Origin of the sequence: Pseudomonas sp. J380, assembly GCF_009827115.1 — a bacterium.
GTDB lineage: Bacteria > Pseudomonadota > Gammaproteobacteria > Pseudomonadales > Pseudomonadaceae > Aquipseudomonas > Aquipseudomonas paracarnis.
Map to the genome: position 1 here is coordinate 3,381,328 of NZ_CP043060.1, position 26,974 is coordinate 3,408,301.

Consider the following 26,974-nt stretch of genomic DNA (forward strand, 5'->3'; position numbering starts at 1 on the left):
AGCGTCACGGGAAGCATTCCCACGCAGAGCGTGGGAACGATCATTGAGGAGAATCGAACATGCTGCAAGTCGACAAGCTGCACCAGTACTACGGCGGTAGCCACATCCTGCGTGGGCTGTCTTTTGACGTGAAGATCGGTGAAGTCACCTGCCTGCTGGGCCGCAACGGCGTGGGCAAGACCACCCTGCTCAAGTGCCTGATGGGCCTGCTGCCGGCCAAGGAGGGCGCAGTGAACTGGGAAGGCAAGGCCATCACCGGCTTCAAGCCGCACCAGCGCGTACATGCCGGCATCGCCTACGTGCCCCAGGGCCGGGAGATATTCGGGCGGCTGACCGTAGAAGAAAACCTGCTGATGGGACTGTCACGTTTTCCCGGCTCCGAAGCCAAAGAGGTGCCGGCCTTCATCTACGAGCTTTTCCCGGTGTTGCTGCAAATGAAGCATCGACGTGGCGGTGACTTGTCCGGCGGGCAGCAGCAACAGTTGGCGATTGGCCGTGCCCTGGCGAGCCGCCCGCGCCTGTTGATTCTCGATGAGCCCACCGAAGGCATCCAGCCGTCGGTGATCAAGGAAATCGGCGCGGTGATCAAGAAGCTCGCGGAGCGCGGCGATATGGCGATCCTGTTGGTGGAGCAGTTCTATGACTTTGCCGCTGAACTGGCTGACCAGTACCTGGTGATGTCCCGTGGCGAAATCATGCAGCAGGGCCGTGGTGAAAATATGGAACGCGAAGGTGTGCGCGGGCTGGTAACCATCTAATCTGTAGCCTCCTAACGATAAGCACACGCCATGAACCTGCCCGTTACCCCTGCCCTGTTCACGCCCAGCTGGCACGCCGAGCTGGAACTCGGCTACGCGCGTGTCAATGACACCACGCGCCCGGTGCTGCGCCGCCACCTTGGCCCGCTGCGGGTGCAAAAACACCTGTACGCCGAAGGCCCCGAGGTATGCCAGCACATCATCGTGCATCCGCCCGGCGGGATTGCCGGTGGCGATCGCCTGGACATCAGCGCCCATGTGGGCACGGGTGCCTGGGCACAACTGACCAGCCCCGGCGCCGCCAAGTGGTACCGCGCCAGCGGCCCGGCGTTTCAACACGTCAAGTTGACCGTCGAGGCCGGCGCGACGCTGGAATGGCTGCCCCAGGAAACCATCGTATTCAGCGCCGCCCAGGCCGAACTGACCACGCGAGTGGAGCTGTCGGGCGATGCGCGGTTGTTCTACTGGGATGTGGTCGCTCTGGGCCGCCCGGCCAGTGGCGAACGGTTCGACCTTGGCCACTTTCAATCGCACCTGGACATTCGCCGCGACGGCCAGTTGCTCTGGCATGAGCGCCAGCGCATTGTGGGCGCCGATGGATTGCTGGATTCGCCTATCGGGCTGGATGGGCAACCGGTGTTTGCCACGTTGCTGGTGACAGGCGAGATCGACCCTGAACTGCTTGAGCAATGCCGCTCACTGCCCCATGCGGTGCGCGGGGATTTGACCCAATTGCCTGGCTTACTGGTGGCGCGTTGTTTGGCCAGTGAAGCGCTGCTGGCGCGGGGGTGGTTGATTGATTTATGGCGGCTTTTGCGACCGGCCGTACTCGGCAGGGAAGCGATATCACCAAGAATCTGGAGCACATGAAGATCAAACTGTGGAGCCAGCTCCCACATAAATCAGCTTCACATGGGATCTTCTATGTATTTAAGAATGAATTTTATGAAGGACCCTGAACCATGGACCTGACCCCTCGGGAAAAAGACAAACTGCTGATCTTCACCGCAGGCCTGGTCGCCGAACGGCGCCTGGCACGCGGAGTGAAGCTCAACTACCCGGAGACCATCGCCTATATCTCCGCCGCCCTGATGGAAGGCGCCCGCGATGGCCGCACGGTGGCCGACCTGATGCACTACGGCACCACCCTGCTCAGCCGCGAACAGGTTATGGAAGGCATCCCGGAAATGATCCCGGATATCCAGGTGGAAGCCACGTTCCCCGACGGCACCAAGCTGGTCACCGTCCACCAGCCCATTGCCTGAGGCGCAGCCATGATTCGTGATGCAACCGAACACGACCTGCCGGCAATCCGCGCCATTTACAACGACGCGGTGTTGAACACCACGGCGATCTGGAACGAGCAACCGGTGGACCTGGCCAACCGCCAGGCCTGGTTCAGTGCGCGCCAGGCGCAGCAATACCCGATCCTGGTGGCGGTGGACAACGACGAAGTCACCGGCTACGCCTCATTCGGCGACTGGCGCCCCTTCGAAGGCTTCCGCTACAGCGTCGAACACTCGGTATACGTGCGCAGTGACCAGCGTGGCAAAGGCCTCGGCCCACACCTGATGCAGGCCCTGATCGAGCGCGCCCGCAGCTGCGGCAAGCACGTCATGGTCGCCGCCATCGAAAGCGGCAACCTGGCCTCGATCCGCCTGCATGAGCGCCTGGGCTTCGTGACTACCGGGCAAATGCCGCAAGTGGGCATCAAGTTCGGCCGCTGGCTGGACCTGACCTTTATGCAACTGACGTTGAATCCGGGCGCCGAACCGCCCCAGGAGTGAGATCGATGAGCGCTGCACAACTGCGTCGAGTCAATGCTGAAAGCTTTGCCCATTACCGCCGGGGCTTGATCGAGCTGTTGCTGGACGCGGTGCAGCACGGCGCTTCGGTGGGCTTCATGGCCGACTTCGATGAGGCCCAGGCCCGGGACTACCTGACCGGCGTGCAAGCCGGCGTCGAGGACACCAGCCTGCTGCTGTGGGTAGTGGTGCGCGACGAGCAGGTGATCGCCAGCGTGCAATTGGCGTTGTGCCAGAAAGCCAACGGCCTGAACCGCGCCGAGGTGCAAAAGTTGCTGGTGCACAGCAGCGCCCGTCGCCATGGCCTGGGCCAGCAATTGATGAATACCCTGGAACTCGCCGCGCGCCAGCACAAGCGTGGCCTGCTGTACCTGGACACCGAGGCCGGCTCCGGCGCCGAAGCCTTTTATCAGTCGCTGCGCTACACCAAGCTCGGTGAGCTGCCCGACTACTGCCAAAGCCCGGACGGGCGCTACAGCCCGACCGCCATCTACTACAAGACCCTGGGGCAACCTGCATGATTCCTGGTGAATATCAGATCCAGCCTGGCGAGATCGAACTGAATGTCGGCCGCCGCACCCTCATCCTCGGCGTAGCCAACAGCGGCGACCGGCCGATCCAGGTGGGCTCGCATTACCACTTTTTCGAGACCAATGACGCGCTGGAATTCGACCGCGCGGCCAGCCGTGGCATGCGCCTTAATATTCCGGCGGGCACGGCGGTGCGGTTTGAGCCGGGGCAACGTCGGGAGGTGGAGTTGGTGGAGTTGAGTGGTGCAAGGCGGGTATTTGGGTTTGCAGGGCGAGTCATGGGCGACCTTTAGGGCCTCATCGCAGGCGAGCCAGCTCCCACCGTTGGAATGCAATTAGATCGTTTAGATCGTTCCCACGCTCCGCGTGGGAACGCCGCCAGGGACGCTCTGCGTCCGCTCTTTACGTCGTGACGCAAAGCGTCACAGGATGCATTCCCACGCAGAACGTGGGAACGATCGAGGACACACCCATGAAGATATCCAGACAAGCCTACGCCGACATGTACGGCCCCACCGTCGGTGACAAGGTGCGCCTGGCCGACACCGAACTGTTCGTCGAAGTCGAGCAGGACTTCACCGTCTACGGCGAAGAGGTCAAATTCGGCGGCGGCAAGGTTATCCGTGACGGCCAGGGCCAGAGCCAATTGCTCGCCCATGAAGTAGTCGACACGCTGATCACCAACGCATTGATCATCGACCACTGGGGCATCGTCAAGGCCGACGTCGGCTTGAAGAATGGCCGCATCCACGCGATTGGCAAAGCCGGCAACCCGGACATCCAGCCCGGCGTGACCATGGCCATCGGCGCCAGCACCGAAGTGATCGCCGGGGAAGGCATGATCCTCACCGCCGGCGGCATCGACTCCCACGTGCATTTCATTTGCCCACAGCAGATCGAAGAGGCCCTGACCAGCGGCGTCACCACCATGATCGGCGGCGGCACGGGGCCGGCTACCGGCACCAACGCCACCACCTGCACCTCCGGCCCGTGGCACCTTGCGCGGATGCTGCAGGCCAGCGATTCGTTCCCGATGAACATTGGCTTTACCGGCAAGGGCAACGCCAGTTTGCCCGAGCCGCTGATCGAGCAGGTCAAGGCCGGTGCTATCGGTTTGAAGCTACATGAAGACTGGGGCACCACGCCCGCCAGCATCGACAACTGCCTGAGCGTCGCCGATGCCTACGACGTGCAGGTGGCGATCCACAGTGACACCCTCAATGAGTCGGGCTTTGTCGAAACCACCCTCGCCGCGCTCAAGGGCCGCACCATCCACACGTACCACACCGAAGGTGCCGGTGGCGGCCATGCACCGGACATCATCAAGGCCTGCGGCTTCCCCAATGTGCTGCCCAGCTCCACCAACCCGACGCGGCCGTTCACGCGTAATACCATCGACGAACACCTGGACATGTTGATGGTGTGTCACCACCTGGACCCAAGCATTGCCGAAGACGTGGCCTTCGCCGAAAGCCGCATCCGCCGCGAAACCATCGCCGCCGAAGACATCCTGCACGACCTCGGCGCGTTCTCGATGATCAGCTCCGACAGCCAGGCCATGGGCCGTGTCGGCGAAGTGATCACACGCACCTGGCAGACCGCCGACAAGATGAAAAAACAGCGTGGCCCCCTGCCGGGCGACGGCGTGGGCAACGATAACTTCCGCGCCAAGCGCTACATTGCCAAGTACACCATCAACCCGGCGATCACCCACGGTATCAGCCATATCGTCGGTTCCATCGAAGTCGGAAAATGGGCCGACCTGGTGCTGTGGCGCCCGGCGTTTTTCGGCATCAAGCCCACGCTGATCCTCAAGGGCGGCGCCATTGCTTCGAGCCTGATGGGCGACGCCAACGCCTCGATCCCGACGCCGCAGCCGGTGCATTACCGCCCCATGTTCGCCAGCTTCGGCAGCTCCCTGCACGCCACCAGCCTGACGTTTATCAGCCAGGCCGCGCAGGCGGCCGGACTGCCCGAGGCCCTGGGCCTGAAGAAGCAGATCGCGGTGGTCAAGGGTTGCCGCGACGTGCAGAAAACCGACCTGATCCACAACGATTACCTGCCGGATATCGAGGTGGACCCACAGACCTATCAGGTCAAGGCTGACGGTCAGTTGCTGTGGTGCGAACCGGCCGAGGTGTTGCCGATGGCCCAGCGGTACTTCCTGTTCTAGAGGATGGCGCGGATCGCTTGATCGGTCAGTGTCTGGTTCAAGGTGATCAGTTCGCCATTGATGCGACCAAAGGTGTCGTCGTAGTCTTGCTGGGACATCAGTTGCCCCGGCTCACTTTCCGAAGCCGGTCGGCCCAGGCGCTGAGCCGACCGGCTGATGGTTTGGCGCAGGGCCTGCCTCGCGCTCTCAGGGAGGTTGGCTGCGGCGGCCCATTGTTCCTGCGCGGCCTGATAGTCAATCAGTGCATCGAATTTTGCGGCAATCGACGCGTAGTCAGCTGGATGAGCCCGCTGCAGAAAGTCGGTCCACATCGGTTGCTCCAGCAGGTTGCCACGCAGCAGCTCGCCTTGGTCCAGTAGCTGTACGCGGTTGAATGCCTCCTCGACCATGGGCGCCGTCACATAATCCTCGCGGAACATCATGCTCCGCGATTGCCAGGGCAGGTCCAGACGGGTTGCCAATGGCGTTGTGTACGCCAGGTAGATCTCGACTTCGTCGATATCAGCGATCAAATTGCCGCGGGCATCGTAATGATCGATGCGTGCGCCTTTGGCGTCGTACTCCGGAAACTTGACGCCGTCATCCTGCAGTTGGGACACGCGCTCATGGGCGATACGGCCCAACTCATCGAGCCGCCACTTGCCCCTGGCCAGGTTGAAGACAGTTTTGCGCACGGAGGCCACGTCCTCGCTGAAGTACGCCGACCAATGCAGCACGGCAACGCCCATCGCATTGAACATCTGGGCTCCGGCGTCCACGCAGGCTGCAGGGTCCCGGGCCATCAGGAACAACTGCTCGCGCAATTCGGCGTCTTCGCCCATCGCCTCGAGTATGCGCCAGACCTTGGCGGTCAGTTCCGGCAACCATACGCCGCCCCTGAGTGTCGAGTCCCCGGAGTTTCTGACGGCACGAAGAACATTGAAAAAGCCCTCAGAGCCAAACGAACCTTCAAGCATGTCCCATAACACTTGCCTGGAGGGCCATTCCTGCGCCGAATAACCGGTTTTCCACTGCTCGCTGTCGCGCGCGCCCCTTTTCGGCAATTGGCGATCCGGATCCCGGCCGGCAGCCTCGATGTACCGCTTGAATTGAGCAAGCAGTTCAGGCGTCAGCGTTTCACGGGTGAGGAAGGTTTTCGCCACAATCAATGCCTTATCCGAGCCCGGCGCGAACTCGGGAATCCGCGCTATCGGGTTCTGCCGCATATCCAGAATGAAGTCTTCCGGCCTGGGCACACGGAACACACTGCTAGGCCACTCCACCAGGCTTGTTTCATTGAGCAGCAAGGTATGTAAGCGCGGCATGCGCCCGACATCGGGTGGCAAGCCGAGTGGGTTCATTTCCAAAAATAACTCTTTGAGATGCACCCGATCTTTCAAGCGCAAGACGTCTTCAGGCGTAAGGACAATACTGTTACCGCCCAAATGCAACCGCTGCAAATGCGGCATCTGTTCGATGGCTGACGGCAGGCGTGTCAGTTGAGCGGCCTCGATCCCTAATTGACGCAGACCGCGAAAGTTAGCGAGCAGTGGCCGCACATCCGCATCCGTCAGCTGCGAGCCTTCGGTTCCCACAATGCCCAAGTAGCTGACATGGTCGAAGTTTGCAGTCAGTGCGGGCAAGGTTCGGAGCTGCTGCGCCAGGTCCTCTTCCAACCATTCGATTTTCTGCCCCAAGAGGCGCCCATTTCGATCGTAGTGCCGTGGGCCAACCTTTCTCCAGGCGTCATCCAGCGCCGTATAAATCTTGCGCCTGGCCCTCAGCACCTGACGTTGCTGGTCACCGAACGGTTCCATGCCCTGGGGCGGTGTGCTCAGCCAGTTGTGCAAGGTGGCCTGCAGGGTCTTGTACTCTTGCTCCAACGCACGCAGCCAGCTCAGATCCAGCGCGCCGCGCTCGTTGATCAGGGCGAGCATTTCGTCCCGGGTGATTTCCGGGTACAGGCTGCGGACCCGCTCGCGTGTGATTTTTTCCCACTCAGTGCCACCGCGCCCGCTCAATGGATAGCCGCGACGCTCGCCCGGCAACACGCTCGGCGGTCGAAAAAACGGCAGCTTTTCCGGCGACATGCCCAAGGCTTTGCGCAACGGTGCTCGGCCTAATGCATGTTGCTGGATCAACCCCTTCAATTGCTCACCCTGGCCGACATGGGGCAGGCCAATCGCGTTGCGATGGGCGTCGGTCAACGCGTGCTGCAAGGCGCCATAGAAACCATTGAGGCCATGCAGATCCTGACCGCGCTCATCAAAGGCTTGATAACGTCCATCCTCCGTACGTGCCAGGACCTTGCGATTGCTCGCCTCCTGAGGGCCAAAACTGGCACGCAATGGGCCTTCAAACCGACCCTCGCGCACTTCCAGGCGCAGATTGTCCGACCAGCCGGGCAGCGCCGGCAGTGTGTGGAGGGCCAGGGTTTCGGTGTCTGGGCCGGCCAACGCATCGAGGTACAAGCCTTCATACGCGAGGGTCAGGCGCATTTGCTGCTGCGCCCGGCGCGCCTTTTCAGCGAGGCGCAGGGGAATGCGCTTGGCGCGGCTCATCGTGTCGCGCTCGGTCGGCGTCGCGTCCGCCAGCACTTCGCGCGCCAAAATCGTCGGCACACCGCTGAAGTCACGCTGGATCAGCATAATCGAGGTGTCTGAAGGTGGCTGCTGCTCGACGTAAATACTCTTCATCAACCGCTCGCGCACCTCGATGGCCCTTTGTTCGAGTTTCAATTGCAGGGCCTCGGTTCTCGCCTCGGGTGTGCGGGCGGTGTAACTGCCCACCAGAGCATCGCGCTGAGGTTCGCTGAACGCTTCGATAATGCGTATGGGCAACTGGCCGCTCATCAATTCGGCGCGGTGGACCTGCACGGTGTCCGCCGCCGCAGCCTGCTGATTACCGTATTTGATCGACGGCCCGCTCAACTCGGTGCCGGAAAATGCCTCGATCGCCTTGCTCGCTGGCCATCCCGGCAACTCCACCGCCAGGGATGCGGCATAGCTGCACAGTGCGCTGCTGAGCGAGCCCTGGCGAATACCCTCGGCGACGCTCACCGCATCGCGATACGCCCTGAACTGGCGCAGGGTGTCGAGCAGGATCGCCGGTACCGGCTCGCCTTCCACATGCACGCGGCGCAGCACGTCCTCACTCACCGCCGCAACGCTGCGCACCTGCTCCAACTCGGCATCACTGAAGCCCTCCGTCACCGGGCCCAATCGCCGCATCAACGTGGCGCCTTCCCAGGTGTGCGGGCGTTCCACTTCATGGTTCCAGAGGCCAGCGCCGTTGCTCTTCAATATCGGTTGATAGGCCTCGGCGCGCGTGGGATGGAGGATGCGGTATTGCTCGGTCAGCGGGTCTTGTTGCACGGCATAGCGTTTACCCTCCAATGGCAGCACGGTCTGGCCGTTGTGCCGGTGCAGGCCTTGCTCATCCGCCGCCACTGAAGGTAGGGACGCGGTGTGCTCATAGGTCGACAAGTCGGGTTTCCACAGCCGAGTCTTGCCACTGGGGAGAGTGACGGCCTTGAGCTGCTCGATAAACGGCGACACGGTGAAGTGCACCACGGCTGCCTGCACCGCCAGCGTCGCCAGGTTTTCCACCACGTCGGTGATGTGCGCCCAGCCCTCTTCGCGATCGCCTTCGCTCAGCTCGATGACACCTTCGATGACTTCGTAGAGCATTTGCCCGGCCATCGCCACGGCCATCAGCACGCCAAGCGGTGGCACCGCCATGGCCACCAGGTTGAGACCGAACAGGCCAATGCTCATGTAATGCGCGGCGCGCAGTGAGCGCGAGGCCTCATCGACATCGGCGGTGCTCACCGCACGATGCCGCGCATTCTCGAACAGGCGGGCACGCAGGCTGCCCAGGCGATAGGTCCACAGGTCCGGAACTTGCCAAAGGTCAACGAGGGTATGAGCGCGAATGTTGAATTCAGGGGCAGTGGCATGCACGCGCACGTAGGGATGTGGTTCGCCCAGTGTCGAAGGCGTGGCAAAGGACGGAGAAGTGAGCAGGCGCCCCCATTCGGATCGCAAGGCCTGTGCGCCAAACGGCTGGGGAGGTGCGTCCAGCACCAGTTCGGTCAGCCGTTTGTAGTAGTAGGCGCGGTCTTTGTCGGCAACGAACCGGGCAAAAAAATGCTGGTTCGGCGTAGCCCTCCAGCCTTGAGAGCGGTCAGCTTGCTGGGTGGTTTTCGCGCTCAGGCGCTCGGTCAATGCAGTGCTGAAGTCATTGAAGGTGTCATAACGCTTGATGGGATGGTCGGGGTCATCGGGAATATAAACGATGACCCAGCAGGTGTAGCCAGGCTTGGCGCAAGCGTCGATGACCAGGCAATCATGCAGGTGCAGGTTCATCAGGCTCAGGCTGCGATACACGATGGGCTTGCCGTCGCTGAGAATGTGTTTTTCCCCGGCCGCCACACGCATCAGCAAGGCGTGGTCGCTGTCACCAATGTCGCCCTTGAGCAACGCCAGGTACGCTGCCGCCTTGAAGGCGGCTTTCTGGTGCCGGACATAACGCTCGCGCAGTTCGGCCTGGGACTCGGCGTGGTCAGGTTTCAACTGCGCCTTGAGGTGAGCCTGGTACTGCTTGCCCAGGTCCAGGTCTCGGCACAGCTGGGTGAACGCATGAATCTTCAGGGTCGTGGTGTGGCGCTCGAAATGATCGCGCACGTCCGGTTGGGTGATGAAACCTGAGGCACTGTCGAAATAGCCCTCTCGAGTCTCGCGTTGCTCAAAGTTGCCAAGGGCAGCGTGCAGCAGGGAGAACGTTTTGACCCTGAAGCCACTGGTCTTTACGCCAAAGGCATCTTCCACCGGTACATACAGGCGCAACCAGGTTTGATTGACGTCCAGCTCGTGGCCGATAGCCTTTAGCTTGGCTTCCAACAAGGGTTGGGCAAACGCTTGCTCCGAGTGTATGTGACTGAAGGTTTTCTCCAGTTCGTTGAGCGAATCGCAACGGGCGTCCAGCAACACGTTGAGCTGATCTTTGTGTGCCTGGGAAGCAGCGTCATACCAGCGGGGAATGGCTGGCGGCGTGTCTTTTAGGGCCTTGCGACGGGAGGGCGAACTGTTGACCAGGCAAGTGGGGATCGCCTGTTTGATCAGCTCGTAATGTTGGCCCTGCTCACCGGGAAGCGGCGTGGCGGGGTCGGTGACCTGAAAGTCCGGCATGGGATGACAACCTTTTTCTTGGAAGAGGTTGTCATCCTAGGCACGCCGTTTTTGCGGCTGGCGCTAACTAAATCAATGACCCGTTCAAAACTGCTCGCGCGGGTTGAACGCAGCCTTTTGCGCCAGGGCCTCCCACAATGCCTTGACCTCATCATCCGCCGCCTTGGGCATGACGGCCTTGAGCTGGATGAACAGATAGCCGCGTTGCCCGGCCTTGTTCAGCAAACCATGGCCCTTGGCACGCATGCGCTGGCCGTTCTGGCTACCGGCAGGCACCTTGAGGTTGATCTTGCCGGTGAGGGTCGGCACGGCCACTTCCGTGCCCAGCGCCAACTCCCAGGGTGCCAGCGGCAGGTTGATGATCAGGTTTTCGCCGTCCACCTCGAACCTGGGATGGGGCGCAAACTTGATGATCAGGTACAAATCACCATTGGCCCCGCCGCCAATGCCAGGCGCGCCCTGGGCCTTGAGGCGAATGCGCTCGCCATCGGCCACACCGGCCGGGATCTTCACGTTCAGGCTTTTGGTGGTGTTGCTCACATGCCGACCGGAGGCATCGTATTGCGGCACCTGGAAGCTGATCTGCTTGGACTCAGTGGACAGGGTTTCCTCCAGGGAGACCGTGAGCTGCATCTCCACATCCTGGCCCTTGCGCCCGGTAGGACGGCGCTGGCCGCCACCGAAAGCATCACCACGCGAGCCGAAGATCGAACTGAAAAAATCCGAAAAGTCGCCCGCGTCCTGGCCACCACCAAAGCCGCCACGGCTCTGCCAGCCCGGTGGACCCTGGAACGGCTGGCCATGCTGGCCGTACTTGCGCAGTTCGTCGTATTCGGCGCGCTTGTCGGCGCTTTTAAGCGCTTCATAGGCCTCGGACGCATCCTTGAACTTGGCTTCGGCGTCCTTTTCCTTGCTGACGTCCGGGTGATATTTGCGCGCCAGCTTGCGATAAGCCGACTTGATCTCTTTGTCATCAGCCGTGGGCTCGACACCGAGAATCTTGTAGTAGTCTTTGAAATCCATGGGGGCATCACCATCCGTTATCGATATCGCGCAGCCCGCCACACGGCACGCCATGGCTGGCAGCCTGGGAATTGATGTCAGGGCGCGTCATAAGTTAATCGGCGGCACACAGGGTCAGTGCAATCACTGTGTACCGCCTGGATATGCCCACAAGATTGGGGCAAAACCCGCCCTTTCAAGATGGGATATGGCTATTTACGACGACAGACCCGTTACTTACTCGGGTAGGATCAAGCGAACAGGTTTTTTATTGCCCCCTCAGTGTACTGATAATCCATGCGCAGCTCGGCGCCCGCTGAAATGTCTTCAGTGGCAAATACCGCCGTCAGTATCAAATTCTCGCGTTTGGTTCGCGCACCCTCCCCTACCCCCATCCACCTGTCTGCCTCGACATTGAAGCCCACCGCTTCAACGTTGTAGCCACTGGGGGCCTGGCGCAACGGTTTGCCCTGGGCGTCATACTCGAAGAGGGTATTGATTCTGGAAATAATATTATCCCCCGACAGGTGGATCGGCTCCTCTACCAGGGTATTGCCCCGCGCGACCTCCTTGCTTCCTACCCTCATGGTGTACGTCTGCCCGCTGGGTCCGAAGATCCCCATGGGCAATACCGTTCCGCCGTACACGCCGACGATCTCGCCCTTGGCGATACGCCGGTTGGCAACCACCGTGGCCTGGCCTATCAACGCGCTTTCACCGGGCGCTTTCATGTCCTGGGCCGTAAACGAACGTAGCTGGAGTTTCTCTTCATAGCGTGCGCCCACCTGCTCATAGCCCTGAAATTGAATGTAGGGCTTGATCTGCTCCGAGGTGTAGCGCACACCGGGATCTATCGTGACCGCTTGCTCCAATTCGCGAATGCGGATCGCCCGGCCTTGATAGTCCCTGAGCGGGTATTTGCCGTTATTGGCACGGTTATAACTGCCGATGCGATTGGGGCTGGCCGTAAAGTGGATATCGCGACGCATATGGCGCAGTTCCTCCGCCGTGTAGGGCGTTACCGGCATGGACTCCGACGCGTCGAAAAACTCATCGTCGGAGCCCTGCGGCTTCATCCCACCCGCCAACCCCCTGCGCTTCCAGACCCCATGGATATCGGGCTTGGCTACCACCCCACTGCTGACCAGCGCCAACGGGTTCTGGGGTGCCTGCACCCGCAAGATGTAATGCTCGCCATCGCCCGCATCCGGCATGCTCGCGACAAAATACTGTTTGCCGTTGAAATCGATGGCTTTAGCCTCAGACAGTTGCAGCTCCTGACCCACAGGCTCCACCAACACTTCAAGGCTCGCAGTGGGCATCAACGCTTGCGCCACTTCATCGCGGGACAGGGTTTGAATCAGCTGTGCTTCTTCGATTGCAAACTGCCCCTGCAGTGCTTCGGCCTCACCGTCGAACACCGCCTTGGAGATTGCACCGGACTCGAAATCGCGCAACAACGCATTCATTTGTTCGTGATGGGGTTGGTTCTGCGCCTCGAACCGCGAGCGGTATTTGTTCGCGATGTAGTCTTGCCAGAATTCCCTGGCGAGCATGGCTTGAAACTCATGCACCGAATTATCCAGGCCGATCACCTTATCGTACGCAGCATCCAGCATCGCCTGGCTGACGTTGCCGAAACGAATGAATCTGGTCTGCTGCGCCTGGCCAGGCAAGTCAAGCCGCTCTTTGAGGCCGTAACGATAGGCCAGCCTGATTTCCACTTCTTCCAGAGCCCTTAGAGCGTCAGCCTTCTGCGTCGCCGTCAGGTCTTCGCGGCTATTGATCGCAGTCCGGCGCTGGTCGATATCCGTAAGGGCGATCTTTTCCACTTCCTCCAGACGGAACAAGCCCCTGGATAGCTTCACCAGCGCGGCGCCCTGAGTCGAATCCAACGCCTGGGCCTTGGCATTGCTGGTCATCAGCAGGATTTCCAGATTACCGAAGGTCAACGCGGCACGGTCGCAACACGTCGCCTGGCCCGCCCATTCGAACATCTCCTTGCGCAGCTGCTCCGACTCGGCGCTGTGGCTGGCAATCGCGTCGATCACCTCCCACACCCGCTGCTGCACATCCTCATATTCAGCGGGCGCCACGTTCAGGTCTCTGAGCATGTCGAAAAAACCGTCCGAGCCTGGCAGTGCACGCAGGGTGGACCATTGGCTTTGGCGCTGGGCAAGCTGCTGCGTTGACAACCCTCTGGCCCAGCGCTGAAACGGCGCTGAGTCGCCAGTAACGGCCTGCGGCACAGCCACCTCCAGAGTGCTGCGCACCAACCTGTTGGCCGCTCGCTCCGGGTCGGTAAGCCGACGGTTGTAATCGGCGATTCGCGCCTGAGTTTCGGCGGACAAGGGGTTCAGGCCCAGATCAGTGACGCTGGTTACCCGCAGGGATTGCGCCAACGCCTCGTCCGAGGGGGCAATCAGCGCATCGGGCAGCGTTGAAATCCGACTGCCCCTCAGGTACACCGCATCCAGGCTAGGCTGCGCCCCCAGCCCGGTGGGAAAGGTTTCAATATGGGTGTTGCCCATCCCCAGCGAACGCAAATCCGTCATCTGGCTGAAATCCGGCGCGATATCAAGGGGGTTTGAATTGAGGATCAAGGCTCTGAGGGTGCTGCGCGACGCCAGCATCGCAGCCGACTCCGGGTTCAGGCGTATCTGGTTATTTTGCAACGACAGCCGGGTCAGGCCATGCATCTGCCCCAGCGCCGGCGGCAACTCGCGCAACTGGTTGCGCGACATGTCCAGCCAGCGTACGCCCTGATGGCGAGCGAGGAACCCCTCAGGCGAAGTACTGAGGTTCATGTTGCTCAGCTTGAGTGAGCCTACGTGGCTGAAGTCCGCATCCAGGTCGGGCAGGCTTGGCAGCGTCAGGCCGCTGAGGTCCAGCTCCAGGCCGAAGGGCTCGCCGTCGTTGGTGAGCTGTTGCGGGGTTTCACGGCGCCAGCAGCGCATGATGCGGTTGTGCGCCAGGTTGCGATCACGCAGTGACGCAGCATCGGTGGCGCGCTCCCCCACGCGCACATAGCGCTGGCGCTCGCCGCCGCCTGAAAATGCCCACGCGTTCAACTGCCTGAGCAGCACAGAAAACTCCTGCCAGCGCCGGTCCAGCTCGGTATCGGCGCCTTCGCCCCAGCTCCAGACAAGCTCCCGGGCCTTTTGCAGGGAATACTCGGGGTACATGTGCTGCACCATTTCCAGGCGTGGGTTTCTGCTGTCAAAGGCGCCATCGAGAGCGCCTGACACAAGGTCGGGGCGTGACTGGTTCACGTCCTGCCAATACTTATCGAATGTTTCCCAGTAATCGTGTGGGAAGCGATTGCCATCAAGCAAGGTGACGTTATTGATCCGCACGATCGTTTCCAGTTGATCTGCCGGCGGAACAAGATTGTCCTGCGGTACCTGCAGCAGTCGATTGTGACGTAAGTCGACGCGCTCCAGCCCAGTCTGCGTCCTCAACCCCGAAGGCCAACGCTCGATTCGGGTGAAAGATAGATTCAGCGCTCTCAAATGCGGCATACCGCCGAAATCAGGCAATGTACCCAGCGGATTTTCCGAAAGATCCAGCACTTGCAAGGCATCCAGAGCGCTCAAGCTTGCCGCGCTACGCTCGCTCAGTTTCAGTTCATTGGAGGGCAGTTTCAACGACGTGAGCTGCTTCATATCGCCGATCACCGCCGGCAACTCGACCAACTCGGCGCCAGTCATGCTCAGGCTCTTGATATGCGTGAAATTTTCGAGGAACAACGAGCTGGAGTGCCCCTTCCATGTGAGCCCCGATAACGCCACTTCCTGGACATGACTGAAGTCGGCCTTCAGCGGCGGCAAATCCACCCAACGAATCTCGTCTTTTGAACGACGGATATTCAACTGGCTTCCGGTCTCGCGACGCCAGCAGCGTTTGATTGCATCACTCACACGCCATTCGGCGCTGTAGTACGCCAGGGCATGTGGCCCTCTGGAGCGAGCCCACGCTTTCAAGGATTTTTTCAGGTGGTGGTATTCCAGCTCACGACTGGCCAACCCGCCTGGGACATCTTCGCCCAGCGACTGAATAAACGCTGTGACTTGCTCCTCAGTGAATGATGGATACAACCGGCGTACCCGCTCTGCTGGAGAGCGCAGCACATTAGCCGCCACCCTTGCCATATGCCGAAAGCCCGGAGCGCCGCCCATCAAGCGGACCATCGGATCGTACTCGGGCTTGCGCAGCGGTTGGTCCTCCAGCACCGTGCGCAACGCCTGGCGCGAAAGAGGGCTGCGTTGAATCGCCTGCTTCAATTCGACCGCGCTGCCCAACCCGAGACGCTGACGCTCATCGGGCGCGAGTTGCTCCCAGATGGCGCTGTAGAAATCGCCGGGCATGGTTGCCTGGAACTCACCGCTGTCCAGCAGTATCAGGCTGCGCTTGTGCGGGAAGTCGGGGGAGCCGATGGCGTCCATCAGCGTGCCCTCCGCCGAGTACTGACGCAACTCCACCCGCGAGCCACGGTGCCAGCCCGGCAGGGTTTCCAGGGTGCGCAAGGCCAGGCGCTGACTGTCGAGGTGGGTCTGAGTGTCTAGGTGCAGCCCTTCGTAGGCGCGCGCCACGCGGGTTTCCTGCGCGCACCATTTAGCCTGCGTGGCCAACCGGTCAGGCAGGCGCCCGCTGCTGCGAAAAGCGGTCAGCTCATCCACAGCAGCGCCTTGCAGCAAGCGTTCGGCGGCCAGCGTCGGCAAGGCCGGGTAGGTATCCAGCACGCGTTGCACATCGGCGTCAGGCGTTGGGTTCAACGTACGATAACGCTCCTCCAGCAGCGGTCCTTTGAGGCTATCAACGGCATCGCCAAGGTACTGGCGCAGCTTGGCGGCGCGAACGTCCAGTGACTCTTCGGGGCTGCCGGGGAATTCCTTGAGCTGCGGGTCGACGCCTTGCAAGGTGTACAGCAACTCCCTGAGTAAACGGCCCTGGGCCATGGCGGTCTCGGTCAACACCATCACGCGCTTGGGCAATAAGGGCGACGCATCGGCGCTTTCCCACACGACCTCGCCCGTTGGGCCGATGACTTTCAGCGCTACGCCATCAGGCAGCAGGCCACGGCGTTGAAGCAGGTCAAATTGCAGTGCCGGCTCGGCCTTCTGGTAGACCAGCGGGTCGCTGCTTTTGATTTGCTCGACAAAGGTGGTCAATTGCTGATGCAGCTCGAAGCGCTTGATGGTGTCGTCAAGCAACAGCGGCAAGGGTTCATGATCGACCGCAACCTGGCGCAGAGTGTCAGTTTCGACGCCGCTGATACGCAACGGATCCGCCTGCTCGACCAGCCCGAGGCGCTTGATCAAGGTGGGCTCGTCCCAGGTCAGCGGTTCTTCCAGCTCATGGGTCCACACCCCGTTATGGTTGTGTTCCAATTCCGGCGCGTAGGCGTCGGGGCGAGTCGGGTGCTGAATACGGTACTGGCCGCTCGGGTCTTGCTTGACCTGGTAATGCGTATCCTCGAACGACACCCATTGCTGACCGGCATGATCGTACAGGCCCAACGTATTGGGCTTGACCTCTGGCGCCGGTTTGGTGGTAGAGGCATAGGGCCTGAGGTCGGGGTTCCACAGTACCTGCTTGCCCGTGGGCAGCGTCACCGGTTTGAGGTGATCCACTGCGCTTTGCCATTTGACGGCGGGCAGCACCTTGGACCCGGTGGCGATGAACGCTACATTCAGGGCTACCGATGCAAAATGCGCCCACATCTGGCGGGGCTCGCCTTGATCGTAGGCCTCGATGCCTTCAAATACTTCGTAGCACATCTGCGATGCGCCCACGGCCAACATGATCGGGCCGAGCCCCGGCACCACGAACGCGGCGAGATTGAATACGCTGACGGCCGCCTCGAAAAAGCCTTCCAGGCGTTCAAGCCGGGCCTTGCGGTCCTCGTCTTCGGTGGGCACGGCCACTGCGCGTGCATCGCTCAGGATCTTGCTGATATGCGCCTGGCGACTGCGCTGCCACAGCTCACCGGCAAGGGCGAACTCTTGCATAGGCAAGCGCGCCAACGGCGTGCGCAACGGGTAGTCCGCGCCGCCATTGCCGTTACTGGCAGGCTGGTACAGACGGTTGAACCGGGTGAAGAACCCGCCTTGTTCGCGCACCGGCACAAAGCGGCTGAAGAAGCGCCGGTACGATGCGCTGTGCAGACGGGTACGCAAGTCGGCCATGAATTCGCCACTGGACGCATACTCCTTGAGGGGCTGTTGCGGGTCGCCGGGGATGTACACCACCAGAGGCTCGGGGCGGTTGGTGTTTTGCCGATCAGGGCCGATCAGCAGCGGCCCCACCAATACGCTGTCGAACACGTTGAGCGCGGTGTATGTCACTGGCTTCCCGGCCAGTTTCGGCGTGGCGGAGCCCGTGACCACATTCTGGAGCATCTGGCAGGCGTCGGCACTGAGCGGTCCGGTGCTTTGCAACCGGGCAATATCGATGCACAGTGCCAACTGCTCGCGTTGATGCTCTTCCAACAGCTGTTCAAGCGCCTGGCGTTCATCCGCGTCCTGGGGCTCTACAATGGCCTTGATATGCGCCTGATAAAGCGCGCCAAGGTCCAATGTGCGGCAAAGCCTGGCGAAAGCATGGGGCGTGATCGCCACCGCCTGTGCATGGACGGCCGCGAAGGTCGCAATGATGTGGGGGTTTTCTAGGTTGAAGGTGGTGATCAGTTGGCAATCGGTGCACGACGACGGCTGCTCTTCATCGGCCTCGAAATTGGCCAGGGCCGCTTCCAACAGGGAAATGCCGCGATACCTGTAGCTCAGTGACGGGTCGTTTTGCTGCTCGAAAACAAAGGCACCGTAGAAGTCATCGCGAGCACCTTTTGAGCCGTATTTGCGCACGAAAAATACATTGCGCACATCCAGTTCCAGGTTGAACTCTTTCTTGATCGCCTCTTTGAGCGGCTGTTCGGCGAAGGCCAGGACGTCTTCGATCTGGCCCAGGTGCTCTTCAATCGCATTGAGCGTTTCGCGAAAGCGCGTGTGCCGGGCAGCCAGAGTGGTTTTGTCTTGGTGAGTGGCGGCCAGGTACCAGGCAGGAATATCCATCTCGTGCGTGCCTAGCTCTTGCTGGCGTTGCGGCGTGCCTTCCATGAACCAGTTCGGCACGCGTTGTTTGAGAAAGTCGTAATGCACGCCGCGCAGGTCGGCGTTGAAGGTTGCATCAGGCATAGCGATTCGTCCGTGAGGGCAGTAAAACCCGAGCCTAACCAAGCCCCTGCCGGTTCAAGACGTAGCTATATAGCGCGATTACGCGCCAATTTACGGATCACCGGTCTACGCATCCGCTCGCGAGTGACATACACTGCGCGGCCGTTTTTTGACCGGAACCTGTAAGACATGAAAAACGAATCTCCAGCCCGTGCCTGCGGCATTGACTTCGGCACGTCCAACTCCACCGTCGGCTGGATTCGCCCCGGCGAGGAGACGCTGATCGCGCTGGAGGACGACAAGATCACCCTGCCGTCAGTGGTGTTCTTCAACTTCGAGGAGCGCCGCCCGGTATATGGTCGCCTGGCGCTGCACGAATACCTGGAGAACTACGAAGGCCGCCTGATGCGCTCGCTCAAGAGCCTGCTGGGTTCCAAGCTGATCAAGCACGACACCAGCGTGCTCGGCACTGCCATGCCCTTCACCGACCTGCTGGCACTGTTTATCGGCCAACTCAAGAGCCGCGCCGAAGCCAACGCCGGTCGTGAATTCGAAGAAGTGGTACTGGGCCGCCCGGTATTCTTCGTCGATGACGACCCGATGGCCGACCAGGAAGCGGAAAACACCCTGGTGGATGTGGCGCGCAAAATCGGCTTCAAGGACATCTCGTTCCAGTACGAACCGATTGCAGCGGCGTTCGACTATGAGTCGACCATCGAGAAAGAAGAGCTGGTGTTGATCGTCGATATCGGCGGTGGTACCTCCGACTTCTCCCTGGTGCGCCTGTCGCCGGATCGTCGTCACAACGACAATCGCCAGAGCGACATCCTCGCCACCGGCGGCGTGCACATCGGCGGTACCGACTTCGACAAACAGCTCAGCCTGCAAGGCATGATGCCGCTGTTCGGCTACGGCAGCCGCATGAAGAGCGGCGCCTACATGCCCACCAGCCACCACATGAACCTGGCCACCTGGCACACCATCAACTCGGTGTACTCGCAAAAATCCCAGCTGGCCCTGGGCAGCATGCGCTACGACATCGAAGACACCGGCGGCATCGACCGTCTGTTCAAACTGATCGAACAGCGCGCCGGGCACTGGCTTGCCATGGAAGTGGAAGAAACCAAGATCCAGCTCACCCATCAAGACAGCCGCCACGTGCCGCTGGACCGCATCGAAGCGGGCCTGAGCGTAGACCTGAGCCGCGCACTGTTCGAGTCGTCCATCGACAGCTTGCTGGAACGTGTACGCGGCAGCGTCACGCAGTTGCTCAACGACGCCTCGGTGAGCGTGGCGCAGGTGGACACGGTGTTCTTTACCGGCGGTTCCAGCGGCATCCCGGCGCTGCGCCACAGCATCTCTGCAATGCTGCCGAATGCGCGGCATGTGGAAGGCAATATCTTCGGCAGTATTGGCAGTGGTTTGGCGATTGAGGCGAGCAAGCGTTACGGTTGCTGAGTTGTAGCTGACACCGTGGCGCGCCCACTTGACGGTAACCACGATGCGAAGCGAGCCGCTTTTGATCTTGATCTGCTTTTGATCTTAGGCGCCCCGTTAAACCACGCTGGCCGGAATTCGACAGGGATTTGGGGGGTAAACCGGCAGGGATGCCGGTTTAGCCGCCCCGCGCCATGGATGGCGCGTGGCGGCGGCCCCCCAAATCACTGGCGAATTACGGGCACACCGAGCCCAAGCGAGGTGCCGAGTGGTGGGGCAAGAGCGTTTTGCTTACTTTTGCGCTTCTCAAAAGTGAGACGCCGTCAGGGCGTAACCCTAAGCGGCCGTTACCTAAATAACGGATATGTACGCGGTCAAATCCAACATCCCGGTCGGCTGTCAGGCCGCCTTCGCGAGCAAGCCCGCTCCCACAGTTTGATCGCGGGGCGTCAGATAGATAGGGGCCGGCTGTGAGGCCGTCATCGCAGGCAAGCCAGCTCCCACAGATGATCGCATTTCAATGTAGGAGCGGGCTTGCCCGCGATGGCGTCAGCCCAGGCGACACAAGGCTTAAACCATCCCACCCAGCTTCAGCTCGCTCTTCAGATAGGCATAGTAAATCGGCCCCGCCACCACCCCCGGCAGGCCGAACGCTGCCTCAAACACCAGCATCGCCAACAACAACTCCCATGACTTGGCACTGATCTGCCCGCCGACGATTCGCGCGTTGAGGAAGTACTCGACCTTGTGGATCACGATCAAATACCCCAGTGCCGCCACCGCCACCCAGATCGACAGCGACAGCGCCACGATGGTGATCAGGGTGTTGGAGATCAGGTTGCCAATCACTGGCAGCAGACCGAGCAGGAAGGTCAGCACGATCAGGGTCTTGGTCAACGGCAGGTGAATGCCGCATAACGGCAGCACCACTGCCAGGAACACCGCGGTGAAGGCGGTGTTGAGCGCGGCGATCTTGATCTGGGCGAACACGATATTGCGAAACGCCTGGACCAGCAGGTGCAGGCGGTCGAACAGCGCGGCGGCCAAGGGTTTGCGCTTGGTCAGGTCGGGCACGCGCTGCAAGGCGATGATCGCACCCAGCACCATGCCGATCAGCAAGGTGACGAACATGTGGGCGGCGTCTTTGCCGACCAGTTGCAGTTCGCTCAAGTGCTTGCTTAGCCAATCGCCAATGGCCACGCGAAACTCCGCGGCGCTGGCGGGCAAATAGGCGTCGATGGACGGCGGTAATTGACCGCGCGCGCGGTCGACCACGCCCATGAATTTGTCCAGGGAAGCCCCCGGGTTTTCCGCTTCGTGGAGCAGGAAGCTGATGGCGCCAGCGAAGATCAAGGCCAACACGCTGACGATCAAGGTGCCCAGCAAGGCCACCGCCAGCCAACGCGCGCGCCGGCCTTCGATCAGGCGTTGCAGTTGAGGGGTGAGCATGTTGACCAGTTCATAGACCAACAGGCCGGCCAGCAGGCTGGGCAGCAATTTCAGCGGCAGTACCAGCAGCAACCCGCCGAAAATGATGATGTAGCTGGACAGCAACAACACATGACGCTGAGAAAACGTTGGCATACAGCCTCAAAACAAACGGCGTTGAAGGATGTTGTAGGAGCGAGCTTACTGTGGCGAGGGAGCTTGCTCCCGCTGGGCTGCGAAGCAGCCCCAAACCATTGAGCCGGTGTGCACCAGGCATACTCGTCTGTTCGGTTTGGGAGCGCTTCGCGCTCCAGCGGGAGCAAGCTCCCTCGCCACACTTGCTCGCTCCTACAAAGGGGCTGTGTGCGAGTGTCGCAGCCTTCTATGGCCCGGGGCTATTATTTCTTCAGGCAAGTGCTCATGAAGGTTTTGCGCGCATCACCGGCCAAGGCTTGGGTTTTCGCCGACGCATTGCAGTCTTTCATCTTCTGCTGCTGCGGGGTCAGGGTCTTGGCGTCGTTGGCGGCAGGTGCCGACAGGCAGGTCTTCATGAAGGCCTTACGGTCATCGCCCTTGAGCGTCTTGGTGGTGGCCTCGGCATTGCAGGTGGTCATTTTGTTCTGCTGGGCAGTGGCGGCAAAACCCTGAGCACACATCAGCAGGCCCATCATCAACAACGGAATACGCAGCATCTTCATGGAGTTTTCTCCCTGTTACCGTGCCGACGGGCACGACCTACAGCGCAGTGTAGTCAAAACCTGTTACAACTTCACCGGCCACGAATATTCGCCCGCCGGTATTGCTCCGGCGTGCAGCCGGCGTGGCGTTGGAACATGGCGATAAACGCCGAGGCGGTGCTGTAGCCCAGATCAAACGCCACGTGTTGCACACTGCGGTCGCTGTCCAGTGCCTCGATGGCCGCCAGGTAGCGCAGGCGCTGGCGCCATTCGCCAAAGCTCATGCCCAGCTCGCGCACAAACTGGCGCGCCAGGGTGCGCTCGCTCACATGCACCTGCTCGGCCCATTGCGCCAGAGGGCGGTTGTCTCCCGGCTCTGCCTGCATGCCCTCCAAGACCCCAAGCAATCCCGGGTGGCGGGCGTAGGGCAGGAAGCAGTCGTGGACCGGCGCCTGCCTGAGCTGGTCCACCAGCACCTGGGCCAGGCGGATGTCGGCGTCGGTGCGCGGTGCATTGACATCGCGCAGGGCGAAATCCTTGAGGATCGCCTTGAGAATGTCGCTGATCGCCAGCGTGCAAGGCTGCTGCGGCAACTGCTCGCACAGCTGCGGCGCCAGCCCTACGGAGTGGTAGACAATCGCCTCGGCATTGTAGGAGCTGTGCTCAGTATGCGGCGGCACCCACACCGCGTATTGCGGTGGCGACATGAAGCGATTGCCCGCCACTTCCATGCGCATCACACCGCTGGCCGAGTAATCCAGCGAGCCCCAGGTGTGCTGGTGCGGGGTGCATTCGGTGTCCGGGGCAAAATCGGAATACCGAAAGTACACCGGGCTTGGCAGGCGGGCAAAATCGGGCAGGCGCACGGTATGTCGGGACATATTGTCTGGATTCAGCGCTCAGTTGTCTGGATCGCAGTATAGGCTTCGATCCAGACAGAGGATAATCCTGCCTCGTCAACACACTGGATTTCTTTTCAATGCAATACGCGTATCCGCTGCTGGCTATCTTTATCTGGGCCGGCAACACCGTGGTCAACAAATTGGCCGTGGGCTCGATCTTCCCGGCTGAAATCGGCTTTTACCGCTGGCTGTTCGCTGCGTTGCTGTTCACGCCGTTCATGCTCAAGCCGGTGATCGCCCACTGGCCGCAGATCCGCCCCAACCTGGGCAAGATCTTTATCCTCGGCGTACTCGGCATGGCGGTGTATCAAAGCCTGGCCTACTACGCCGCAACGCTGACCAGTGCCACCAACATGGGCATCATCCTCTCGCTGATGCCACTGATGGCGTTGACCGCCGCGATTATCAGCCTCGGCCAACGCCTGACCTTTGGCGCGCTGACCGGCGCGGTGCTGTCGTTCGCAGGCGTGGTAGTGGTGGTGTCGGCCGGCAGCCTGGGCGCCTTGCTGCAACATGGGGTCAACCTGGGCGACGGCATGATGCTGGTGGCGACCCTGGCTTATGCGGTCTACAGCACCCTGCTGAAAAAATGGCAACTGCGCCTGCCGCCCTTGGTGCTGCTGTATTTGCAGGTGCTGGTCGCGGTGGTGGTGCTGCTGCCGCTGTATCTGTTCTCGGCCAAGGCCGGTTTGGGCTGGGCGAATATTCCGCTGGTGCTATATGCCTGCCTGCTGGCTTCGATGCTGGCACCGCTGGCGTGGATGCACTCGGTCAAGACCCTGGGGCCAAGCCGTACCACACTGTTTTTCAACCTGCTGCCGTTGATTACCGCGCTGATTGCAGCCGTGGTGCTGAAGGAGGAGTTGGCGCTGTATCACCTGGTGGGGGGCTTGCTGACCCTGGGTGGAGTAATTCTGTCAGAGCGTTGGACCACACCGGTCAGACGCCCTCAGGACACATCCTGTTAAATCCGATAAAACTTTTCGCCTGGCCCGGGACTCACAACCAATAGCGATCACGCCGGCAGAGCGTGGCGTACAACCGGATTAGCCCCAGGAGATTGAAATGACTGAAGCACGATTGACTGACGTTGCAACCCTGCGCAGCCGCGCCCGCCAGAACGTCGAAAACGGCGCCGTGACCGAAGGCTATGACGCCGACCGCGAAGAAATCATCCGCCTGCTCAACGAGTCGCTGGCCACCGAACTGGTCTGCGTGTTGCGCTACAAGCGTCACTACTTCATGGCCAACGGCCTCAAGGCCAGCGTGGCTGCTGATGAGTTCCTGGAACATGCGACCCAGGAAGCCGAGCACGCTGACAAACTGGCCGAGCGTATCGTGCAACTGGGCGGCGAGCCGGAGTTCAACCCCGACCTGCTGTCGAAAAACTCCCATGCGCAATACGTGGCGGGCAACACCTTGAAGGAAATGGTCTACGAAGACCTGGTGGCCGAGCGGATCGCGGTAGACAGCTACCGCGAGATCATCCAGTACATCGGTGACAAAGACCCGACTACCCGTCGCATCTTCGAAGACATCCTGGCTCAGGAAGAAGAACACGCCGACGATATGGCGGATATTCTGCAGGATCTGTAATAACTAACACCGCAACATCCCCCTGTGGGAGCGGGCTTGCTCGCGATAGCGTTGGATCAGTTGATAAATCATTGACTGATACTCCGCTATCGCGAGCAAGCCCGCTCCCACAGTTACTTCACGGTCTTGGGCGCCTTGCCTTCCTTCATCTGTTGCAGCAACGGTGCGCACTCATTGGGCTCGCCACCGCTTGGGGCAACCAAGGCGAGCAAGCCAGCAGCAGGCCCGGCGATCACGCCGAGGGCGACCATGCCCGCACCGCGTAGCGCCAACGGAATGGCTTTCACGCCAGCATTGGGCTTGATGAAAGGTCCATTGACGTAGAGCGGTGAACGCAGGGAGAACAGGCGAAAGCCCTTGGATTCCGGCGTGATGGTCAGGTCCAACTGCTCGGTGGCCATATTCGCGGTGCCGTCGATGTAGATGATCGCGTTCTCGGTATCGAACACAAACAGCCGCGTGGTCGCCAGGCCAGTCTTGATGCCGAAGTCCGCCGCTGCGCAGTTGATCTTCACTTCCTCGTCGCCGAACAGGCGGCCGACCACGTAGTTGCCCACGTTGAGCCCGGCGATTTCCATCAGGCTTCGGCTGATGGCGCCATCGTTGATGAGCATCTTCAGGTCACCGTTGGACGTGCCCAACAGTGCCGCCACCGAGTTGCCGCGCCCGGAAATATCGGCATCGCCGTTGAGTTCACCGAAGCTGGTTTTCATCGGTTCGAAAGTCGGGAACAGCTGCTTGAGCTTGAAGTTGCGCGCCGTCAGCTTGGCGCGGCCCTCCATCGGCGTAGTGCGGCCGTTCAAGCGAATCTGCGCATCAAGCTTCCCACCGGCCACGCCAAAGCGCAGGGGTTCAAGGCTCAGTTGGCCGTCGTTGAGCACCAGGTGGGTGTAGAGGTCGGTAAAGGGCAAGTCGGCACTGTGCACGATACGCTTGCCGGTGAACTCCACATCGGCATCCATCTCGCGCCAGCGTTCGGTGCGGAACTCTTCAACCGGCAGCACTTTGGTCGCCGGTTGCTTGCTTTCACCGCCACGGGCTTTTTGCTCGGCATTGGAATCTGCGCCAATCAGCGGCGCCAGGTCATCCATCAGCAGTTGGTTGGACACCAGCGCGCCGCTGAGCTTGGGCCGTGGCTGGCTGGCAACATAGGCCAGGTCGCCGTGGATGTCGCTGTTGCCAATCTTGCCGTTGAAATTCTCGTAGCGAAAGGAGGCGCCGCTGGCCTCATGCAGTTTGGCGATCAGGTGGCCGTCGGTGGAATAGGCCGGCGAATCCGGCAGGGTCACGCCGGTCAGCGGATACAGGTTGCCCAGGCTGCTGCCCGACAGTTTCAGGCGCAGGTCCAGGGCACCGAGGTTCAGCGGGTCGGTCAGGGTGCCGGCCAGGGCGATGCTGGTGTCCGCGATCTTGACTTGGGCTTGCAGCGGGAACGGCTTGGCCGCGTCCTGCAAGGCCAGCAAGCCACCGATCTTGCCAGTGCCCGCGAGTTTCTGGCCGTGGTACTGGCCTTTGACCTTGAGGCCGAACGCGTAGTCCTGGGGCGCCGAGCCTTTTTCCAGGGCTTTTTTGGCATCGGCATCGCCGACGATTTCACCGAAGGGAATCGGCTTGCCCAGCGGGTCGATGATCACATCCAACTGGGTCTTGAGGCTTTGATCGTCAAGGGTCACATGGCCTTTGTCAAAGCCGATGGCGCCAATATCCACCACCCAATTGGACGGTTCGGCGTTGGGGTCCTTGGGGTCGAACTTGAACGTCCAGTTGGCGCGGCCATCAGCCAGGCGCTGCAACTGGGCACTGGGTTCGGTGAGGTCGATGCGCGGGATCACCACACGCTGCACCAGCAAGGCCAGGGGCGAAATGCGCAGCTCAACCTTCTTGAGCGTGACCATCTGCGGTTGTTTCGACCAATCGGGGTTCCCCAGAGTCAGGTCTTCGGCAATCACATGGGGCCACGGCACCCAGCCGCGCCAGCCGCCTTCATCGGGCTCACGCTGCCACACCACGGCGAGGTTGCCGTTGATGGCGAACGGACGATGCAGTTCTTCGGAGACCTTGGCATTGAGGGGCGGCTTGATGCGGTTCCAGTCGAAGAACACCAACACCAGTACCACGATGGCAATCAACAGAACGAAGCTGGCGCAGCTCCAAGCGAGAATTTTACGAGTGCGCGTCATTGCACAGGTCTCCTGAATACGACTGGCTGGGCAACAGCCTTTTAAACAGCTTATAGGACTACGACTGGCAAAGTGCCTGGGGGTTTAACGCAACCGCGGATTTAACCGAAAAAAGCGATTTTCCTGATCAACCAGACAATTTTCCC

At 60.9% G+C, this 26,974-nt stretch carries 17 protein-coding genes; 10 read left to right on the forward strand and 7 right to left on the reverse strand.

Annotation, left to right across the window (positions count from 1 at the left end; all coding sequences use genetic code 11):
• The first annotated feature begins 59 nt into the window (after nucleotides 1–59).
• The 7 genes from urtE to ureC all read left to right on the forward strand — a co-directional run bounded on the left by urtE (nucleotide 60) and on the right by ureC (nucleotide 5,266).
• The gene (gene urtE, locus FXO12_RS15425; protein WP_034126399.1) at nucleotides 60–758 is read left to right on the forward strand and encodes an urea ABC transporter ATP-binding subunit UrtE; all 699 of its coding nucleotides are present in this window, start codon (nucleotides 60–62) and stop codon (nucleotides 756–758) included.
• A 30-nt stretch (nucleotides 759–788) separates the two neighbouring features.
• Nucleotides 789–1,628: an urease accessory protein UreD gene (locus FXO12_RS15430; protein WP_057977772.1), complete on the forward strand. Its 840-nt coding sequence runs from the start codon at nucleotides 789–791 to the stop codon at nucleotides 1,626–1,628.
• Nucleotides 1,629–1,720: 92 nt separating this feature from the next.
• Nucleotides 1,721–2,023 (forward strand): urease subunit gamma, encoded by a 303-nt coding sequence (gene ureA, locus FXO12_RS15435; protein WP_003171437.1) that lies wholly within the window; start codon nucleotides 1,721–1,723, stop codon nucleotides 2,021–2,023.
• A gap of 9 nt (nucleotides 2,024–2,032) precedes the next feature.
• Nucleotides 2,033–2,545: a GNAT family N-acetyltransferase gene (locus FXO12_RS15440; protein WP_057977774.1), complete on the forward strand. Its 513-nt coding sequence runs from the start codon at nucleotides 2,033–2,035 to the stop codon at nucleotides 2,543–2,545.
• A 5-nt stretch (nucleotides 2,546–2,550) separates the two neighbouring features.
• Nucleotides 2,551–3,084, forward strand: a complete 534-nt coding sequence (locus tag FXO12_RS15445) for a GNAT family N-acetyltransferase (RefSeq protein WP_054896380.1) — start codon at nucleotides 2,551–2,553, stop codon at nucleotides 3,082–3,084.
• A complete protein-coding gene (locus tag FXO12_RS15450) occupies nucleotides 3,081–3,386 on the forward strand; it encodes an urease subunit beta (protein ID WP_054896379.1) in 306 nt (101 codons plus the stop codon). Before FXO12_RS15445 ends, FXO12_RS15450 begins: the two co-directional genes overlap by 4 nt.
• Before the next feature lie 179 nt (nucleotides 3,387–3,565).
• Nucleotides 3,566–5,266, forward strand: a complete 1,701-nt coding sequence (gene ureC / locus FXO12_RS15455) for an urease subunit alpha (RefSeq protein ID WP_054896378.1) — start codon at nucleotides 3,566–3,568, stop codon at nucleotides 5,264–5,266.
• Here the strand turns inward: ureC and FXO12_RS15460 are convergent.
• From FXO12_RS15460 to FXO12_RS15470, 3 genes are all read right to left on the reverse strand, one after another.
• Nucleotides 5,263–10,434, reverse strand: a complete 5,172-nt coding sequence (locus FXO12_RS15460) for a dermonecrotic toxin domain-containing protein (RefSeq protein WP_057977776.1) — start codon at nucleotides 10,432–10,434, stop codon at nucleotides 5,263–5,265. The two genes, ureC and FXO12_RS15460, sit on opposite strands and share 4 nt — an antisense overlap.
• Before the next feature lie 84 nt (nucleotides 10,435–10,518).
• On the reverse strand, nucleotides 10,519–11,457 hold the full coding sequence (locus FXO12_RS15465) for a DnaJ C-terminal domain-containing protein (protein ID WP_034126393.1): 939 nt from the start codon (nucleotides 11,455–11,457) through the stop codon (nucleotides 10,519–10,521).
• 230 nt (nucleotides 11,458–11,687) lie between these two features.
• On the reverse strand, nucleotides 11,688–18,629 hold the full coding sequence (locus FXO12_RS15470; RefSeq protein WP_057977778.1) for a dermonecrotic toxin domain-containing protein: 6,942 nt from the start codon (nucleotides 18,627–18,629) through the stop codon (nucleotides 11,688–11,690).
• Nucleotides 18,630–18,797: 168 nt separating this feature from the next.
• Between FXO12_RS15470 and FXO12_RS15475 the strand changes: the two genes are divergently transcribed.
• Nucleotides 18,798–20,066, forward strand: a complete 1,269-nt coding sequence (locus FXO12_RS15475; protein ID WP_054896375.1) for an Hsp70 family protein — start codon at nucleotides 18,798–18,800, stop codon at nucleotides 20,064–20,066.
• Between the two features lie 549 nt (nucleotides 20,067–20,615).
• Here FXO12_RS15475 and FXO12_RS15480 read toward each other — a convergent pair.
• The 3 genes from FXO12_RS15480 to FXO12_RS15490 all read right to left on the reverse strand — a co-directional run bounded on the left by FXO12_RS15480 (nucleotide 20,616) and on the right by FXO12_RS15490 (nucleotide 23,031).
• Nucleotides 20,616–21,629 carry an AI-2E family transporter gene (locus FXO12_RS15480; RefSeq protein WP_003188124.1) on the reverse strand — a complete coding sequence of 338 codons (1,014 nt, stop codon included), beginning with the start codon at nucleotides 21,627–21,629 and terminating at the stop codon, nucleotides 20,616–20,618.
• A gap of 242 nt (nucleotides 21,630–21,871) precedes the next feature.
• Nucleotides 21,872–22,171, reverse strand: a complete 300-nt coding sequence (locus FXO12_RS15485; RefSeq protein WP_003188123.1) for a PsiF family protein — start codon at nucleotides 22,169–22,171, stop codon at nucleotides 21,872–21,874.
• 71 nt (nucleotides 22,172–22,242) lie between these two features.
• Nucleotides 22,243–23,031, reverse strand: a complete 789-nt coding sequence (locus FXO12_RS15490) for a helix-turn-helix transcriptional regulator (RefSeq protein WP_034125676.1) — start codon at nucleotides 23,029–23,031, stop codon at nucleotides 22,243–22,245.
• Nucleotides 23,032–23,129: 98 nt separating this feature from the next.
• On the opposite strand from FXO12_RS15490, the gene FXO12_RS15495 reads away from it, so the two are divergent.
• Both FXO12_RS15495 and FXO12_RS15500 read left to right on the forward strand, forming a co-directional pair.
• Nucleotides 23,130–24,020: a DMT family transporter gene (locus tag FXO12_RS15495; RefSeq protein WP_034125675.1), complete on the forward strand. Its 891-nt coding sequence runs from the start codon at nucleotides 23,130–23,132 to the stop codon at nucleotides 24,018–24,020.
• A 97-nt stretch (nucleotides 24,021–24,117) separates the two neighbouring features.
• Complete coding sequence (locus tag FXO12_RS15500; protein WP_034125674.1) at nucleotides 24,118–24,648, forward strand: bacterioferritin; 531 nt, start codon at nucleotides 24,118–24,120, stop codon at nucleotides 24,646–24,648.
• A gap of 113 nt (nucleotides 24,649–24,761) precedes the next feature.
• Here FXO12_RS15500 and FXO12_RS15505 read toward each other — a convergent pair whose 3' ends face one another.
• Nucleotides 24,762–26,828, reverse strand: coding sequence for an AsmA family protein (locus tag FXO12_RS15505; RefSeq protein ID WP_054896373.1), 2,067 nt, complete (start codon nucleotides 26,826–26,828; stop codon nucleotides 24,762–24,764).
• Nucleotides 26,829–26,974: the final 146 nt, after the last annotated feature.